The following is an 18162-nucleotide window of genomic DNA, read 5'->3' as shown; positions in this document are numbered from 1 at the left end:
GCTTTGCCAGATGAATCTGGGGTAGCAGTTGATAAAGTGAGGTTGTGACTGATGACAGATAAGCGCAAAGACGGTTCAGGAAAGCTGCTGTATTGCTCTTTCTGCGGGAAAAGCCAACATGAAGTGCGGAAATTGATTGCTGGCCCGTCAGTGTATATCTGCGATGAATGTGTGGATTTATGTAACGACATCATTCGCGAAGAAATTAAAGAGCTTGTACCACATCGTGAGCGTAGTGCATTACCAACTCCTCATGAAATCCGTCAGCATCTGGATGATTATGTGATCGGCCAGGAAACGGCGAAAAAGGTGTTGGCTGTTGCTGTTTATAACCATTACAAGCGGTTGCGTAATGGTGATGTGAGTAATGGCGTTGAATTAGGTAAAAGTAATATTTTGCTTATTGGACCGACAGGGAGTGGTAAGACGCTGCTGGCTGAAACGCTGGCCCGTTACCTTGATGTTCCTTTTACTATGGCAGATGCGACTACTCTGACCGAAGCGGGATATGTGGGTGAAGACGTAGAAAACATTATTCAGAAATTACTGCAAAAATGTGACTACGATGTACAAAAAGCCCAGCGCGGTATTGTTTATATCGATGAAATTGACAAAATTTCACGTAAATCTGATAACCCGTCAATTACCCGAGATGTTTCTGGTGAAGGTGTACAACAAGCACTATTAAAACTGATTGAAGGTACGATTGCGGCAGTTCCTCCTCAAGGCGGGCGTAAACATCCTCAGCAGGAGTTTTTACAGGTAGATACTTCCAAAATCTTATTCATTTGTGGTGGAGCGTTTGCAGGTCTGGATAAAGTAATTGGTCAGCGTCTAAATACCAGTACCGGTATTGGTTTTGGTGCGAAGGTGAAAGGTGAGTCGGAGAAAGCGACTGAAGGTGAACTGCTTGCACAGGCTGAACCAGAAGATTTGATCAAATTTGGTCTAATTCCTGAATTTATTGGACGGTTACCTGTTGTTGCTACACTCAGTGAACTGAGTGAAGAAGCGTTGATTCAGATTCTGAAAGAACCTAAAAATGCGTTGACTAAGCAGTATCAGGCATTGTTTAACCTCGAAGGTGTCGATCTGGAATTCAGAGCTGAAGCACTGACTGCTATTGCTAAGAAAGCGATGGTTCGTAAGACAGGTGCTCGTGGTTTGCGTTCTATTGTTGAAGGTGCATTGCTGGACACTATGTATGATCTGCCATCGATGGATAATGTTGGAAAAGTTGTCGTAGATGAATCTGTTGTCAATGGTCAATCTGCACCATTACTGATTTACAGCAAGCCGGATGCTCAGGTTTCTGGTGAGTGATTGAGGTCAGGACAGGGAATTCACTAAATGGGATATTATTGAATAAAATGAGGGGGTTACCCTCATTTTGTTTTTATTAGCGTATCATACTATTGAATGTCAAATTCCTGTCCCCATATATTTTATATTCTATGATGTGAAACTCGTGATGACCGTGTTTCACGAGATTCCCTAAAAACTGGCGAAAGCTAAACGAAGAGAGAGCTCTATGAATCCTGAGCGTTCCGAACGCATAGAAATCCCTGTATTGCCTTTGCGCGATGTGGTGGTTTACCCGCATATGGTGATCCCACTGTTTGTAGGGCGTGAAAAATCTATTCACTGCCTGGAAGCAGCAATGGATCATGACAAACAGATCATGTTGGTTGCGCAAAAAGAAGCTTCAACTGATGAGCCAGGGGTTAATGACCTTTTCTCCGTTGGTACAGTAGCTTCTATTTTACAGATGTTGAAATTGCCCGATGGTACTGTAAAAGTACTCGTTGAGGGGTTGAGACGTGCTCGTATTACAACTCTGACTGATAATGGTGAACATTTTTCTGCTCAGGCTGAATATCTTGACTCACCGATCGTTGATGAGCGTGAGCAGGAAGTTCTGATAAGGACTGTTATTAATCAGTTTGAAGGTTACATTAAGTTAAATAAGAAAATTCCACCAGAGGTTCTGACCTCGCTACACAGTATTGAAGATGCAGCCAAGTTGGCTGATACAATTGCTGCTCATATGCCATTGAAACTCAATGATAAACAGACTGTTTTGGAAATGTCTGATGTTGTTGAGCGCCTTGAATATCTGATGGCAATGATGGAATCAGAAATTGATCTGCTACAGGTAGAAAAACGAATCCGTAACCGCGTGAAGAAACAAATGGAAAAAAGCCAGCGCGAGTACTACCTGAATGAACAAATGAAAGCAATTCAGAAAGAATTGGGTGAAATGGATGATGCGCCTGATGAGTATGAAACTCTCAAGCGTAAAATTGAAGCGGCAAAAATGCCAAAAGAAGCCCGTGAAAAAGCTGAAGCTGAATTGCAAAAGCTGAAAATGATGTCGCCTATGTCAGCGGAAGCAACTGTTGTCCGTAGTTACATCGATTGGATGGTACAAGTTCCATGGGTTAACCGTAGTAAGGTTAAAAAAGATTTGGTTAAGGCCCAGGAAACGCTGGATACCGATCATTATGGCTTGGAGCGTGTAAAAGAGCGTATTCTTGAGTATCTGGCAGTACAAAGCCGAATCAGCAAAATTAAAGGGCCAATTTTATGTTTAGTTGGGCCTCCTGGAGTAGGTAAAACCTCTTTAGGTCAGTCGATTGCACGAGCGACTGGACGGAAATATGTGCGCATGGCATTGGGTGGGGTTCGTGATGAAGCTGAAATCCGTGGTCACCGCCGTACCTATATTGGTTCTATGCCAGGTAAGTTAATTCAAAAAATGTCCAAAGTTGGGGTGAAAAACCCACTATTCTTGCTGGACGAAATCGACAAAATGTCATCTGATATGCGTGGCGATCCGGCTTCCGCTTTACTGGAAGTTTTGGACCCGGAACAGAATGTGGCATTTAACGACCATTATTTGGAAGTCGATTATGATCTGTCAGATGTCATGTTTGTTGCTACATCCAACTCCATGAATATTCCTGCACCATTATTGGATCGTATGGAAATTATTCGTCTGTCCGGTTATACCGAAGATGAAAAACTGAATATTGCTAAACGTCATTTGTTGCCTAAACAAATTGAGCGTAATGCTCTGAAAGAAAATGAATTAATTATTGATGACAGCGCTATCATTGGCATTATCCGTTATTATACCCGTGAAGCAGGGGTACGTAGCTTAGAGCGAGAAATTTCTAAGCTGTGCCGTAAAACGGTAAAGACATTGCTAATGGATAAGAGTTTGAAACACATTGAAATTAATGCAGATAACCTGAAAGATTATCTGGGTGTTCAACGTGTGGACTATGGTCGTGCAGATACAGAAAACCGTATTGGTCAGGTTACAGGGCTTGCATGGACTGAAGTTGGTGGTGATTTACTGACAATTGAAACCGCATGTGTTCCAGGGAAAGGTAAACTCACTTATACCGGTTCACTGGGCGAGGTCATGCAGGAATCAATTCAGGCTGCATTAACCGTTGTTCGTGCTCGTGCTGATAAATTGGGTATCAATTCTGATTTTTATGAGAAACGGGATATCCATGTCCATGTCCCGGAAGGTGCGACGCCAAAAGATGGCCCAAGTGCAGGCATTGCTATGTGTACAGCGTTAGTATCTTGCTTGACTGGCAATCCAGTTCGTGCTGATGTTGCTATGACCGGTGAAATTACTCTTCGTGGTTTGGTTTTGCCGATTGGTGGCTTGAAAGAGAAATTATTGGCGGCTCATCGAGGTGGAATTAAAACAGTCTTAATTCCAGAAGAGAATAAACGCGATCTGGAAGAAATTCCGCAGAATATTATTGCAGACCTACAGATCCATCCAGTTAAGCGTATTGAAGATGTTTTAGCGATTACATTGCAGGACCCAGTGTTTGGTGCAGAATTGGTGTCAGTAAAGTGATACAAAAATAGTACACTATCTCAATAGTTATGGATGAAACATAAGCTGGCAAGTTAAAATTCGGGCTTGCCGGCTTTTTTGTATCGTTGATTGGAATGAACTGTCTGTTGTCTTATGATTTCTTGCCAATACCGGAAAGGATTGATATAACGGCACTGCTATCGGGTTATCCGTTAGGATTCTGATGCGATAGTAAAATACTATATGGGGATGATAAGAGTGAATAAATCACAACTGATCGACAAAATTGCTGCTGACTCTAATATTTCTAAAGCAGCTGCAGGGCGTGTAGTAGATGCATTCATTTCTTCTGTAACGGGTGCATTGAAGGATGGCGATGATGTTGCTCTGGTAGGGTTCGGTACTTTTGCTGTTCGTGAACGTTCTGCACGTACTGGTCGTAACCCTCAGACAGGTAAAGAGCTTAAAATTGCTGCGGCTAAAGTACCTGCTTTCCGTCCAGGTAAGAGTTTGAAAGATGCTGTGAACAGTAACACAAACTAAATATTGTTTGTCAGTGCTTGTTTATCGTCAAAAACACAGACTGACGAGACAGATTTGGTAGGTTAGAATAGAAGCGCATCAATTGATTGGTGCGCTTTTTTTCTCTTAACGCTTGAATTAGCGTAATATGATAGTTTCAATTTCACCAAAGCGGAGTTTTGCCTCTTTATGATGGACAACCTACGCACGGCGGCAAACAGTCCTGTGCTTAAAATCGTGCTGGCTCTCATTATCTTGTCTTTTGTATTGACAGGGGTTGGGGGCTATCTGACAAGTGGAACTGATAGTTATGCTGCCGAAGTGAATGGCCAGACTATCAGTCGTGCTCAATTAGAGCAGGCATTTCAGCAAGAGAGAAACATGTTACAAGAACAACTAGGGGACAAATTCTCTGTGTTGGCAAGTAATGAACAAAGCATGAAGCAGATTCGTAGCCAGGTTTTGGAGCGCCTGATTAATAATGCATTGATTGATCAATATTCTCAAGAACTAGGTTTGTCTGCTAGCGATGAGCAGGTTAAGGATGCTATCCGGAATATTTCCTATTTTCAGATAAACGGTAAATTTGATAACAACAAATATTTGGATTTTCTGAATCGTTCAAATTTGAGTCCGGATATTTTGGCTGAACAAACGCGTCAGAATTTAATTAATCAGCAATTAATTATGGCTTTTTCTGGTAGCGAAATTGTATTGCCTAGTGAAGTAAAACTCAATGCTGAATTGTTTCTACAGCAAAGAGCTGTCCGTTTGGCTACTTTGGAGCTAAAAAAAGTTCATGTGCGGCAAGAAGTAACAGATAAAGATTTACAAGATTACTACAATGTGAATAAGAACAGCTTTATTGCTCCTGAAGAAGTAAAAATCAGCTATATCAGAATGGATGCGGCGGATGAAATGGATAAAGTTTCTGTCACATCAGTTGATGTTGATTCCTACTATGAGCATAACCTGAAGCGTTATACTCAGCCAGAGCAGAAAAAATATAGTTTAGTTCAGCTTGCAACTGAAGTTGAAGCCAAAATAGTGCTTGATGAACTGAATAAAGGTGCTGATTTTGGTAAATTGGCGGCTGAAAAATCTACAGATAAGTTTTCAGCAAAAAATAAAGGTGAGATTGGCTGGATGGAAGAGGATTCTCTCCCTGAAGAGATGAAAAAAGCTAACTTGAAAGAGAAGGGCCAAATTTCTTCCGTTATTAAGGTTCCTAATGGTTTTGCCATTTTCCATTTGGATGATGTTAAGCCTCAAATAACCAAGCCTTTGTCTGAAGTTCGCTCTGAAATTGAGAAGACGATTAAGCAGGAAAAAGCGGTAGATGCTTTTTATGCTCTGCAACAGAAAGTTAGTGACGCGGCTACTAGCGATAATGAGTCTTTAACTTCTGCCGAGGAAGTTTCAGGTACTAAGATTGTTACAACGGGATGGTTTGATCGTAATAATGTGCCAGCAGAGATTAACTTTGGTCCTGTTATTCATGCAATTTTTGAAGGTAATCTTGTTGATGTGCAAGGACCAACAGGTGCTAACTCTGATGTGATTTCTGTTGAAGGTGATCGTGCATTTGTTCTGCGTGTAGATAACTACAAACCGGAAATAGTACAACCATTTGAGCAAGTTAAAAAGCAGGTTACTGAACTTGTTAAGCGTCAAAAAGCTGAAAAACAGCTTCAAGTTGAAAGTGAAAGATTGTTGGCTGCCTTAAAAGAGGGCAAAGCTGAACAGGTTCTGAAAGACGCAGGCATCCAGTTTGGTGAGTCTCAAATCATTCAACGTACATCTCAGAATAATGCATTGATTGATGCAGTATTTGCTTTACCACAGCCAAAAGAAGGTAAAGCAGAGTATGGCTCAGTGAAAAATAGTCTGGATGATATTGTTCTGATCCAACTGGATAAAGTTACTCCAGGTGTTATATCGGAAGAGCAAATTAAAGGTATGGCTGATGGTTACCAGAATGAGATAGGTAATGCTATGCTGGAGTCTTTACTGATTAACCTGCGTGAAAAGGCCAAAGTTAAGTTCGGTCATATCGAATAAAGTTTGCGAGGAATATCGCAAATATCTTTGTAATTATCTTGTTAATCAAGGCCGCTTTCGCGGCCTTTCGCATATCTGATACTTGTTCATTGTGCTTAAATTTATCTGTGGCAATCTTCTTTGCGCCAAATAAAACATGGAGGGATTTATATGAAAAAATCAGGAGCTTTATCTGTTTTACTCGCTAGCTTGCTTTATGTATGTGGAGGGCAATTTGCAGTTGCTGCCGAGCCAGTAAAAGATAAATTAGCTAAAGCAGTAAATGCTACAAACAATTCTTCATCAGAAAGGCAGTTACAGCAGCAAGATGCTTTGAAAGTAGAAGAAAAGGGAATGGTGAATATTAATACTGCAAGTGCCGAAGAATTAGCAAAAGCGCTGAGTGGTATTGGGGTAAAAAAAGCACAGGGAATTGTTGAATATCGTGAAAAACATGGTGCATTTACTACGGTGGAACAATTACAGGAGGTTCAGGGAATAGGGCCAGTTTTCATTGAGCGGAACAGAAGTAAGTTGAGTTACTAGTGTATCATCCAGCATCCTCAGTCATAATTTACTTTGTGATTGAGGATGTTGTGACATAGATCACAAATAAGTGACTTTAATTAGTGTCAATTTTCTGTTTTGCTATTGTTAAATCAATCTGGTCAGATGAGTAATATTAACATTAAAGGCAATATTATGAGTTCAATTATAAAAGTTCATGGCTATCATATAGATTTATTTCAACATGTGAACAATGCCCGCTATTTGGAATTTATGGAAAGTGCTCGTTGGGAATGGTTGCATAAATATTCTGTAGTGGAATGGATACAGAAAAATGATGTTGGGTTTGCGGTAGTCAACATTAATATTAATTATCGTAGTTCGGCAGTTCTTGGCGATGAATTGGAAGTAGATTGCCGATTAACGGAGTTGAGAAATAGAAGTGGTGTATTTTCTCAGCAAATAATACGTAGAAAAGATAATCAACTCATTGCAGATGCGAAAACTACGTTTGTTTGGATTGATAGACAAACGCAGAAAGCACTCTCTATTGAAGGTGAATTACGCGAAATAATGGGAGCTTTGGTGAAAACAGGACAATGAGAGTGAAAGACTCCCATCGTCATTTGTATTAGGCTAAATGTGTTTTTGCTTTCATTTCAGTCATTATTTTTTCAGGCGCATCCAGATATTGTTCTAGTCCGCTAGTTCTGAGGTGGCAAGCAGCACATGTACCACAACCGTTACCTTGAATGCCATTGTAACAAGTTAGTGTCTGGCTACGAACGAAGTCTAAATGCTGATAGTAGTCAGACAACGCCCAAGTTTCAGCTTTGTTGAGCCACATCAATGGAGTTTCAAAACGGATATCACGGGCAATGCCAAGACTTACAGCTTTATTCATAGCTTTGACAAATTCATCACGGCAATCAGGGTAGCCAGAAAAATCAGTTTCGCATACGCCGGTAATGACTGTTTCAGCTTCAACTTGATAAGCATATATAGCAGCCAGAGTTAGGAATAAAATATTGCGCCCGGGGACGAATGTGTTGGGTATGGTACTTTTTTCACTTTCATTGTAGTTGGGGATAGGGATGTTATTACGAGTCAGGCTGCTAAGAGCAAGTTCGTTAAGCAATGTGATATCCAGAACTTTATGTGCAACAACACCAAGAGAACGGCTGATATTACGTGCAACATCGATTTCAGCACAATGGCGCTGTCCATAATCAAAAGTGATACAGTGCACTTCATCATATTGATTAATTGCCTGAATCAGGCATGTGGTGGAATCTTGCCCACCACTGAATACAACAACAGCTCGTCTCATTGTAATATCCTCATTGGAATAAAACGGTTATGTTACTTATAACTACAGAGGTTGGGTAGTTGCTTGAGGTAAAGCGAGATATCGCCGATATTGTTTTTTACCCAGTCTGGGTTGTAATAAGTATCAAGGTAGCGTTCACCACTATCACACAGTAAAGTTACTATCGATCCCTGTTCTCCACGTTCATGCATTTGGTTAGCGAGCAGGAGTGCTCCCCAGATATTGGTCCCTGTGGATGCCCCAACTTTTCTACCCAGTAATTTTTCTAGCCAATAGATCGTTGCGACGCTAGCGCAATCTGGTACTTGTATCATGTCATCGATAACTGAGGGAATAAAAGAAGGCTCTGCCCGAGGACGGCCAATACCCTCAATTTTGCTGCTACAATTGCTAACGATGTCACAACAATTTTGACGGTAACAGTCATAAAATACGGAATTTTCCGGATCAACGACGATCAGTTTGGTGTTGTGTCCTTGATAACGGATATAGCGTCCTAAAGTTGCAGAAGTACCACCAGTGCCAGCACTCATAACGATGTAATCTGGTTCAGGAAATGGTTCCATTTGCATCTGGCGGAAAATACTTTCAGCAATATTGTTATTACCTCGCCAGTCTGTTGCACGCTCGGCATAAGTAAATTGATCCATATAATGACCGTTTAGCTCTTTCGCTAGTCGCTCTGATTCAGCATAAATTTGTGCTGAATGGTCGACAAAATGGCATTTACCGCCATAAAACTCAATTTCCTGAATTTTACGTTTTGCAGTATATGACGGCATAACAGCAATAAAAGGTAATCCAAGTAGACGGGCAAAATAGGCTTCAGATACAGCGGTACTACCAGATGAGGACTCAATAATTGGAGTGCCTTCCTTAATCCAACCATTGCTGAGTGCATAAAGGAATAAGGAACGGGCAAGCCGGTGTTTCAGACTACCAGTCGGGTGAGTACTTTCATCTTTCAGATATAAATGGATACCGGGAAAAGTTGGTAAATTAAGACGGATAAGATGAGTATCAGAACTGCGTTGATAGTCTGCCTGAATCTCTTTGATTGCTTTGGTAGTCCAGCAGTGTGACATAGATTACTAACTCTTGATTAGAATATAATTGATGATGAATAGATTAACTTTATACTGGGAGAAATGGATTGTTATTTTTCTTAATGTATGGGTTTTTTATGGAAAAATTTTCTATAAGAGGTGGATATGTTAGATAAAACAGACCGCAAATTGCTTAATTTATTACAGAAAGATTGTAGTCTGTCTCTGAATGCATTGGCGGAAGCTGTTAATCTTACCTCTACACCTTGTTGGAAGCGGCTAAAACGACTTGAAGATGAAGGATATATTGTTGGTAAAGTTGCTTTGCTTGATAGTGAAAAGTTAGGATTGGGATTGACAGTGATTGTGATGATAAGAACGCAGCAGCATAACAGTAGTTGGTACGAGCAATTTGTTGCATTTATAAAACAAATGCCAGAAGTTTTAGCTTTTTACCGTATGGCTGGTGAATGTGATTATCTAATGCATGTAGAAGTTGTGGATATGAAAAGTTATGATCTGTTCTATAAGCGTATGGTTAACGGTATTCCTGGGTTGATTGATGTTACATCTAGCTTTGCGATGGAAAAAATCAAATATACTACTGCATTACCGATACCAGAATAACTAATTGTTATTCAGTAAATTAGTTCAATTATTCAGAATGTTATTCAATATTTATACTATCTATTTCGGGATATACACGTGTGAGATTGTTTTCTCAATTAAGTTGGTACTTCCGCAGTGAGTGGCGTCGCTATCTTGGCGCAGTGACTCTGCTTATTATCATCTCTATTCTGCTACTAATTCCACCATATCTAGTAGGTGTAATTGTTGACGGTATTAGTACCAAATCTATGTCATCTTACCAATTGATGGTGTGGATTGGTGTTATGTTGGTCATTGCATTGATTGTTTATATTCTGCGTTATATATGGCGCTTATGGTTGTTTGGCGCGTCATATCAATTAGCGATTAAATTACGTAATAATTTTTATCGGCAACTTAGTTGCCAAAACCCCGAATTTTACTTGCGACACCGCACGGGGGATTTGATGGCCCGTGCCACTAATGATGTAGATCGTGTGGTATTTGCGGCGGGTGAGGGTGTGCTTACTTTAGTTGACTCGTTGGTTATGGGTTGTGCAGTGTTGATTATGATGAGTGTACAAATTAGTTGGCAATTAACCCTACTGTCTCTGTTACCCATGCCTATTATGGCAATTATCATTAAACGATATGGTGATCAGCTTCATAGCCGTTTTAAGTCTGCCCAAGGTGCATTTTCTGCTCTGAATAACCAAGCTCAAGAAAGTTTGACCAGTATTCGAATGATCAAGGCATTTGGTCTTGAAGATCTGCAATCAAATCAGTTTGAACGGGTTGCTGTAGAAGCTGGTCGTAAGAATATGTATGTTGCCAAAGTGGATGCCCGATTTGATCCGACAATTTTTATTGCGATCGGTATGTCAAATTTTTTGGCTATAGGTGGTGGTAGCTGGATGGTGTTGAATGGTGTTTTGACACTTGGTGAACTCACTAGCTTCGTGATGTATCTTGGCCTGATGATTTGGCCAATGTTGGCGTTGGCATGGATGTTTAATATCGTTGAGCGGGGAAGTGCTGCATACAGCCGTATCCGTAGTTTGTTGCAAGAACCTCCAGTCATTGAGGATGGTACCCGTCATTTATCGCTTGAGCGTAGTACTTTGAATGTGGATATCAAAGCGTTTAATTATCCGCAAAGTGACAAAACTGTTCTGAGTCAGATTAATTTCTGGTTATCTCCTGGGCAGTTACTGGGGATTTGCGGTCCAACCGGTTCAGGTAAGAGCACACTACTTGCACTGATACAGAGACAGTTTGATGTAACTGATGGAGAAATTCTTTTCCAGTCGATGAGAATTGCTGATATCCGGTTAGATGAGTGGCGAGCACGATTTGCTGTTGTTAATCAAACACCTTTTCTATTTTCAGATACAGTTGCTGGGAATATTGCTTTGGGATGTCCAGATGCAACACAGGAACAGATCGAAGAAGTTGCCCGTCTTGCCAATGTCCATGAAGATATTCTTCGTTTACCTGAAGGGTATCAGACGGAAGTGGGGGAGCGTGGAGTGATGTTATCTGGTGGACAGAAACAACGCATCTCTATTGCCAGGGCTTTACTTTTAGATGCAGAGATTTTAATTCTGGATGACTCTTTATCTGCAGTTGATGGGCAAACTGAGTACAATATTTTGCGAAACCTCAGTCAATGGAGACAACAACGCACTGTTATTATCAGTGCTCACCGTCTGTCTGCATTAACGGATGCAGATAATATTTTGGTGATGCAGCAGGGTTCTATTATACATCAAGGGCGACATCAGAAATTGGTGGAACAGCCAGGATGGTATCGTGATATGTATCATTATCAGCAACTTGAAGCAGCACTGGATAACGAGGAAGGAATAACAGAAGGAAATAAAGATGACTAAGGCTCGTCAATTGTGGCCATCTCTGAAACGTTTGTTAATTTATGGAAAAAATTATCGTAAACCATTGGGGGTGGCAATACTGATGCTGTGGGGTGCTGCCATTGCAGAAGTAAGCGGCCCGGTTTTAATTAGTTACTTTATCGATAATATGGTTGAGACGGGTAATATGCCTGTTGGAGTGGTTACAGGACTAGCTATAACTTTTGTTGTTTTGCAATTAATTACAGCGGCATTGCACTATTTTCAGGCTTTATTGTTTAATCAAGTGTCAGTTGATATAGTGCAACAACTTCGTACTGATGTGATGAATGCAGCATTGCGTCAGCCTCTAAGTGCTTTTGATAATCAACCTGTTGGGCAATTGATTTCCCGCGTAACGAACGATACTGAAGTTATTAAAGATCTTTATGTCAATGTGGTTCCTGCGGTATTCCGTAGCATAGCATTAATTGGCGCGATGCTGATTGCTATGTTTATGTTGGAATGGCGTATGGCACTGATTGCCATTCTTATTTTTCCTGCTGTGTTAATTGTCATGGCGATATATCAGCACCTGAGTACACCGATTGTCCGGAGGGTGCGTAGTTATCTTGCCGATATTAATGATGATTTTAATGAGATCATCAATGGAATGCATGTTGTTCAGCAGTTCAGACAACAGGCCCGTTTTGGTGAGCGTATATTATTGACCAACCGTGCTCATTATAAAGCGAGAATGCAGGCGCTGCGATTGGATGGGCTTTTATTAAGGCCATTGCTGAGTTTGTTATCGGCTATGGTGCTATGTGGCCTTCTTGTGCTGTTTGGGTTCAGTGGGTCAGGAGTAATTGGTGTTGGGGTATTGTATGCTTTCATTAATTACTTAGGTCGGTTGAATGAACCACTGATTGAATTGACTTCTCAGCAATCGATCTTGCAACAAGCTGTAGTTTCTGGTGAGAGGATATTTGAGTTGATGGATAGCCCTCAGCAAGGTTATGGCATAGATAGTCAGCCGTTATCTAGCGGTCGGATTGAAATAGAAAATGTTAGTTTTTCTTACCGAGATGACAAAGTGGTTTTACAAGATATCAATGTGCAGATTCCGGCTCTCGGTTTTGTTGCTTTGGTTGGGCATACCGGCAGCGGTAAAAGTACGTTGGCAAATTTGCTGATGGGATATTACCCGTGGCAGAAAGGGGAAATTTACCTTGATGGGCGGTCTGTATCATCCTTGTCTCATTCAGTATTACGTAATGGTGTGGCAATAGTTCAGCAGGACCCGGCTGTTCTTGCTGATTCTTTCTTTGGCAATATTACCCTTGGTAGGAATATCTCAGAAGAGAAAGTTTGGCAGGTACTGGAAACAGTGCAGTTAGCTGAATTAGTCCGCTCATTGCCTGATGGCCTCCATACTATCCTGGGAGAACAGGGTAATACGTTGTCAGCTGGGCAAAAGCAACTGCTTGCTATGGCGAGAGTGTTAGTGCAAACACCGCAGATTTTAATCCTTGATGAGGCGACAGCAAATATCGATTCTGGTACAGAACAAGCAATACAACAGGCGCTGAGATTAATTCGTCAGCAAACAACTTTGATTGTTATTGCTCATCGTCTGTCCACTATTGTAGAGGCCGATACTATTCTGGTGCTGCATCGTGGTGCAGTTATTGAACAGGGACACCATCAGCAGTTATTGGCGAAGCGTGGACGTTATTACCAGATGTATCAGTTACAACGAGTGGGGGAGACATTAAGCGAATGCGGGACAATTTCTGAGAAAGAAATATTGATTTAATTTGCCTTGCACTAATTTTGTGCGCTAATGGGAGAGTATATTCGTTGTTCTCCCTTCTTTCTTCTCCTCGTAGTTTTATTTTCTTTATTATTATTTGATTTTTATATGTTTTTAATTGCTGGCACACCCCTTGCTATTGCATTAATTGCAAACACAATAACTTAGTGGTAGGGGTATATATGAAGCTCATTACGACCATTGTAAAACCATTCAAACTAGAGGATATAAGAGAGGCTCTTTCCCTTCTTGGCGTCCAGGGACTGACGATAACAGAAGTAAAAGGATTTGGTCGTCAGAAAGGACATGCAGAGCTTTATCGTGGAGCTGAATACAACGTCAATTTTTTACCTAAAGTAAAGATCGATATCGCTGTTGCAGATGAATTAGTTGAGGAGGTAATTCATGCTATTCAGCAATCAGCTTTCACTGGAAAAGTTGGAGACGGTAAAATTTTTGTTACCGAATTACAACAGGCTATTCGTATCAGAACAGGCGAAACTAATGATGCGGCGCTGTAAGTCACTGATAGAGACAATATATATGAAAAGACAATTCTCTGTGGCTGCCGGTGTTGCGGCCAGTTGTTTACCATCATTATCTCAAGCGGCAGAAGGTGTTGCCGATAAAGCAGATAATGCCTTTATGATGATTTGTACAGCACTTGTTTTGTTTATGACAATTCCGGGAATTGCTCTGTTTTATGGAGGGTTGCTGCGGAGCAAAAACGTTTTATCTCTGATGGCTCAGGTTATGGTGAGCTTTGCTCTGGTATGTGTGTTGTGGGTAATTTATGGCTACAGCTTGGCTTTTGAACCGGGAAATGGTTTTTTCGGTAGCTTTAGTCAGATGATGTTGAAGAATTTGGTACTGACTGATTTAAGTGGCAGTTTTTATCAATTAATTCATATAGCATTTCAAGGGTCTTTCGCTTGTATTACAGTCGCCTTGATTATTGGTGCCTTGGGAGAGCGTATCCGCTTTCCGGCTTTATTAATTTTCAGTGTGCTATGGCTAACATTTTCTTATCTGCCTATGGTTCATATGGTTTGGGGAGGTGGTGTGCTTTCACAAGATGGAGCGCTGGATTTTGCTGGTGGTACGGTTGTACATATTAACGCGGCTGTAGCTGGATTGGTGGGGGCGTACTTGTTAGGAAAACGTATTGGTTTTGGGAAAGAAGCATTCAAGCCACATAATTTGCCAATGGTTTTCATTGGTACAGCTGTACTTTATATTGGTTGGTTTGGTTTTAATGCTGGCTCTGCTGGTGAAGCTAATGAGATAGCTGCTTTGGCATTTTTGAATACAGTTGTGGCGACGGCGGCGGCTGTTCTGTCGTGGGTTTTTGCTGAATGGTTCTTCCGTAATAGGCCGTCACTTTTAGGTGCTTGTTCAGGTTGCATTGCTGGATTGGTTGGTGTTACACCAGCTGCGGGAACGGTTGGTGTCGGTGGTGCCCTTATCATTGGCCTGATAGCAGGTTTTGCAGGGCTTTGGGGAGTAGTTATCCTGAAAAAGTGGTTACGTGCTGATGATGTGTGTGATGTATTTGGTATACATGGCGTATGTGGGATAGTTGGTTGCCTTTTGACTGGAGTTTTTACAGCTAAATCACTGGGAGGGACCGGTTATTCTGACGGGGTAACTATGTTGGAGCAAGTTAGTATCCAAGCTTTCAGCATATTAGTTTGTGTTGTTTGGTCAATAGTTGTTGCGTTTATTGCTTTCAAAATAGCAGCTCTATTGGTAGGGCTGCGGGTTACTGTTGAAACAGAAAGAGAAGGTTTGGATATAAATGCTCACGGTGAGAGTGCTTATAACTAATCTATAATAAATGGCAGCGGTAAAAGGCCATAAATGTAATACTAGCTTCTTATTGCTGCCTTTGTTACCTTTCTACCTGGTTTTCTTTCTGATCAGACCTTCCTGTACAGTTGAAGCGATAAGCACTCCTTCTCGGTTGTAAATTTGTCCACGAACAAAACCACGGGCACCAGAGGCTGATGGGCTGTCTATAGCATATAGTAACCAGTCATCCAATTTAAATGGACGATGGAACCACATAGAATGGTCAATAGTTGCTATTTGGATATTTTTTTCAAGGAATCCAACACCATGAGGCTGTAATGCTGTTGGTAGAAAGTTAAAATCAGAGGCATAGCCAAGCAAATATTGATGAATCAAAGGATTCGCAGGCATATCGCCATTACTGCGAAACCAGACATAGCGTGTAGGTTCTTCAGGTGGGCAATTAAATGGACTGTAATATTTTATGGGCCTCATTTCAAATGGGCAGGGGAAGAGAAACATGTTTTGCATTCTTTGCGGTAATAGGTGAGATATTTTCTTCGCAATTTCATCTTGAGGAGTAAGCTCTTCAGGATATGGTACATCCGGCATCATGTTTTGGTGTTCGAAACCTTCTTCATAGCTTTGGAACGAGGCTGTCATGTAAAAGATAGGTTTGCCATTTTGGATTGCGCTAACTCGTCGAGCGCTGAAACTTCCTCCATCACGTAAAATTTCAACGTCATAGACGATAGGTTTGCTACTGTCACCGGGACGTAAAAAATAGCTGTGAAAAGAGTTACAGATCCGGTTATAAGCAACAGTTTGTGTGGCAGCATAGAGTGCTTGGCCGATAACTTGCCCTCCGAAAACCTGAGGAAAGCCTAAGTCTTTACTTTGACCCCGGTAAATACCTTCTTCAATTTTTTCTAGATTCATCAAATTGATTAGATTATGTAATGACTTACTCATAATATGCCTTTGTTTTTTACTGGGTTATTAGAGTACAACATGTGATTATTGTCCCATTAATGAATGATAAATAAATAACTAAATTGTAAATGTTTCAAGTCCTGATAGTAGCGCAATAAAGAATATGGCATTGATCTGAGACTTATATCCATTTTTTAATCTATAATTCAGGCGGTTTGGATTTAATAGTTTGATATTTAAATTTATTTTATTATTTATATAGATCATTTAAAAATGGAGAAGTATGTATGAAATTATGGAAACTATCTACGAGTGTATTACTGGCAGTTGCTTTGATTGGGTGTAATAGCAAAGGTACTGAGGCAGTAAATACCCAGGTGGAACAGATTGAAAACTCAGTAGAGCGGTATTATGTTAAAGGCAATATCAATATCTTACAGCGTATTGCATTACCGGCAGATGCTGTTCTGACAGTGTCTTTATCTGATGTATCTCTACTTGATGCACCCTCAGTTACTTTGTCCGAAAAGAAAGAGCGTTTAGACGGAAAACAATCACCTTTCCATTTTGTTCTACCGTATCGTCCAAGCGACATTAAGCCAAATGCGCGTATTATCGTCAGTGCTTCTGTTTCTCTACATGATCGTTTAATGTTTGTTACGGATACTGCATACGAAGTGATTAATAATGGGAAGACTAAAGATATTGAAATCATACTAAAAGCGGTTAGATAATACATTTTCCTAAGTATTTATTCGCTATGTGTAAGAAATCATCATTCGAACCTGCTTGTCTTGCTATTTAGACAGGTATGAATGATAATGGCACCGCTTTGAAGTCAAAGCAGCAAGTCAATGGGGGCTCTGTTGGTTCTCCCGCAACGCTAACTTGTTAACTTGGTCAGGTCCGGAAGGAAGCAGCCATAGCAAGGGATGTGTGTGCCGGGATGTCGCTGGCAGAGCCCTCGCCAATTTTGTTGACAGCTAACCTGATAAGCCGATAGCACTTTACCGGCCCGGATCATTTTCTGTTTAATGAAGACTATTTTAGCGAACGTATTTCCATACCGAAGGTGGAATTCTGTCATACAGTTTATTCATGGTCAGTTCTGCCAGACGATGATCCGCAGCAGAGTAGAATAGTTCAAGTTCGTCTCCTGAAAGTTCGTATTTGTTCTTTTCAATCACACGTTCCAGTGTATCAATCGTGGTGCATTTTCTTAAACGCATCAGATAATCAGTTTTAGTCATAGTCGCCTTTCTTATTTAACATATATAAAAAATTATTTAAGGAAATATTCAACCAAATTTTACCCAAGGAACAATTTAAATCATGCAATCGTATGCTGGTTAAACGTTCATTGGTTTTTGGGTATTCTGCAAGTTTAGAAAAGTTAATCTCATCGCTTCCAAACAAAGTATATGTATCATCAAAATATTCATCAATTCAAGCGGGAAGGCTGAAATCATCAGAATACTTGATTTTAAAGTGCTAAACGAAAGTTGATATGTACTCAATTCATTTAGCTTTAAATTATCCTGAGACGTAAAGATTATTTATACAACTAGTCTCGGTGTACTCTAACACTGAAAGTAGCTTCTTGTCTTAGATTCTCACACAAGTATTTCAATTCAGCAATATCATATCATTCTAGTGAATTATTCATCCATGTCATGTTGATCTCCCTGTATATGCCATTACTTAATTTGAGTCAAAGGCTAAACATATACATGTATTATAGAAACTCTTTTTCGAGAGATTATTATTATGTGTCTATAATCGTTCTTTGGGATTATTTATCTTTTTCACAGACAATTCTGGTTTGCTTTTGGTAAAGCAAAATCAGCTCTTAACAAAAATTCATACCTTTAACACAATAAACTATAAATATC

Annotated in this window: 17 protein-coding genes and 1 other RNA gene; 13 read left to right on the top strand and 5 right to left on the bottom strand. The window is 40.4% G+C overall.

Annotated features, from left to right (window positions below; genetic code table 11):
* Nucleotides 1-51 precede the first annotated feature (51 nt).
* The 6 genes from clpX to BDD30_RS07170 all read left to right on the top strand — a co-directional run bounded on the left by clpX (nucleotide 52) and on the right by BDD30_RS07170 (nucleotide 7519).
* Nucleotides 52-1323, top strand: coding sequence for an ATP-dependent protease ATP-binding subunit ClpX (gene clpX / locus BDD30_RS07195; RefSeq protein WP_015835534.1), 1272 nt, complete (start codon nucleotides 52-54; stop codon nucleotides 1321-1323).
* Between the two features lie 208 nt (nucleotides 1324-1531).
* A complete protein-coding gene (lon, locus tag BDD30_RS07190; protein ID WP_015835533.1) occupies nucleotides 1532-3886 on the top strand; it encodes an endopeptidase La in 2355 nt (784 codons plus the stop codon).
* A gap of 219 nt (nucleotides 3887-4105) precedes the next feature.
* Entirely contained in the window at nucleotides 4106-4390 is a 285-nt protein-coding gene (gene hupB / locus BDD30_RS07185) for a nucleoid-associated protein HU-beta (RefSeq protein ID WP_081461611.1), read from the top strand.
* Between the two features lie 168 nt (nucleotides 4391-4558).
* Nucleotides 4559-6430 carry a peptidylprolyl isomerase gene (gene ppiD, locus BDD30_RS07180; RefSeq protein WP_015835531.1) on the top strand — a complete coding sequence of 624 codons (1872 nt, stop codon included), beginning with the start codon at nucleotides 4559-4561 and terminating at the stop codon, nucleotides 6428-6430.
* Nucleotides 6431-6580: 150 nt separating this feature from the next.
* Nucleotides 6581-6955: a ComEA family DNA-binding protein gene (locus BDD30_RS07175; RefSeq protein ID WP_015835530.1), complete on the top strand. Its 375-nt coding sequence runs from the start codon at nucleotides 6581-6583 to the stop codon at nucleotides 6953-6955.
* 156 nt (nucleotides 6956-7111) lie between these two features.
* On the top strand, nucleotides 7112-7519 hold the full coding sequence (locus BDD30_RS07170) for an acyl-CoA thioesterase (RefSeq protein ID WP_036768548.1): 408 nt from the start codon (nucleotides 7112-7114) through the stop codon (nucleotides 7517-7519).
* Between the two features lie 28 nt (nucleotides 7520-7547).
* Here the strand turns inward: BDD30_RS07170 and queC are convergent, their stop codons facing one another.
* The gene (gene queC, locus BDD30_RS07165; RefSeq protein ID WP_015835528.1) at nucleotides 7548-8246 is read right to left on the bottom strand and encodes a 7-cyano-7-deazaguanine synthase QueC; all 699 of its coding nucleotides are present in this window, start codon (nucleotides 8244-8246) and stop codon (nucleotides 7548-7550) included.
* A 32-nt stretch (nucleotides 8247-8278) separates the two neighbouring features.
* Nucleotides 8279-9331 (bottom strand): PLP-dependent cysteine synthase family protein, encoded by a 1053-nt coding sequence (locus BDD30_RS07160; protein ID WP_015835527.1) that lies wholly within the window; start codon nucleotides 9329-9331, stop codon nucleotides 8279-8281.
* A gap of 126 nt (nucleotides 9332-9457) precedes the next feature.
* On the opposite strand from BDD30_RS07160, the gene BDD30_RS07155 reads away from it, so the two are divergent.
* From BDD30_RS07155 to amtB, 5 genes are all read left to right on the top strand, one after another.
* Nucleotides 9458-9919 (top strand): Lrp/AsnC family transcriptional regulator, encoded by a 462-nt coding sequence (locus tag BDD30_RS07155; protein WP_015835526.1) that lies wholly within the window; start codon nucleotides 9458-9460, stop codon nucleotides 9917-9919.
* Nucleotides 9920-9999: 80 nt separating this feature from the next.
* Nucleotides 10000-11772, top strand: a complete 1773-nt coding sequence (locus BDD30_RS07150) for a SmdA family multidrug ABC transporter permease/ATP-binding protein (protein ID WP_015835525.1) — start codon at nucleotides 10000-10002, stop codon at nucleotides 11770-11772.
* Nucleotides 11765-13549, top strand: coding sequence for a SmdB family multidrug efflux ABC transporter permease/ATP-binding protein (locus tag BDD30_RS07145; protein ID WP_015835524.1), 1785 nt, complete (start codon nucleotides 11765-11767; stop codon nucleotides 13547-13549). The genes BDD30_RS07150 and BDD30_RS07145 overlap by 8 nt, the downstream gene beginning before the upstream one ends.
* Before the next feature lie 179 nt (nucleotides 13550-13728).
* Nucleotides 13729-14067, top strand: a complete 339-nt coding sequence (gene glnK, locus BDD30_RS07140; RefSeq protein ID WP_041382343.1) for a P-II family nitrogen regulator — start codon at nucleotides 13729-13731, stop codon at nucleotides 14065-14067.
* Between the two features lie 22 nt (nucleotides 14068-14089).
* The gene (amtB, locus tag BDD30_RS07135; protein WP_015835522.1) at nucleotides 14090-15373 is read left to right on the top strand and encodes an ammonium transporter AmtB; all 1284 of its coding nucleotides are present in this window, start codon (nucleotides 14090-14092) and stop codon (nucleotides 15371-15373) included.
* A 72-nt stretch (nucleotides 15374-15445) separates the two neighbouring features.
* On the opposite strand, the gene tesB is transcribed toward amtB, so the two are convergent.
* Nucleotides 15446-16309, bottom strand: coding sequence for an acyl-CoA thioesterase II (gene tesB / locus BDD30_RS07130; RefSeq protein ID WP_015835521.1), 864 nt, complete (start codon nucleotides 16307-16309; stop codon nucleotides 15446-15448).
* Nucleotides 16310-16557: 248 nt separating this feature from the next.
* Here tesB and BDD30_RS07125 point away from each other — a divergent pair, with 248 nt between their 5' ends.
* Both BDD30_RS07125 and ffs read left to right on the top strand, forming a co-directional pair.
* Nucleotides 16558-17004: a YbaY family lipoprotein gene (locus tag BDD30_RS07125; protein WP_015835520.1), complete on the top strand. Its 447-nt coding sequence runs from the start codon at nucleotides 16558-16560 to the stop codon at nucleotides 17002-17004.
* A 130-nt stretch (nucleotides 17005-17134) separates the two neighbouring features.
* Nucleotides 17135-17231: signal recognition particle sRNA small type (ffs, locus tag BDD30_RS07120), an RNA gene on the top strand.
* 85 nt (nucleotides 17232-17316) lie between these two features.
* Here ffs and BDD30_RS07115 read toward each other — a convergent pair.
* Together BDD30_RS07115 and BDD30_RS24110 are read right to left on the bottom strand one after the other, a co-directional pair.
* A complete protein-coding gene (locus tag BDD30_RS07115) occupies nucleotides 17317-17520 on the bottom strand; it encodes an HHA domain-containing protein (RefSeq protein ID WP_011147992.1) in 204 nt (67 codons plus the stop codon).
* Entirely contained in the window at nucleotides 17513-17686 is a 174-nt protein-coding gene (locus BDD30_RS24110) for a hypothetical protein (RefSeq protein WP_015835519.1), read from the bottom strand. Before BDD30_RS24110 ends, BDD30_RS07115 begins: the two co-directional genes overlap by 8 nt.
* Nucleotides 17687-18162: the final 476 nt, after the last annotated feature.

This window comes from Photorhabdus asymbiotica, from assembly GCF_003634575.1.
In the GTDB taxonomy this organism is placed as follows: Bacteria; Pseudomonadota; Gammaproteobacteria; order Enterobacterales; family Enterobacteriaceae; genus Photorhabdus; species Photorhabdus asymbiotica.
This window is presented reverse-complemented; position numbering and strand designations above follow the sequence as displayed.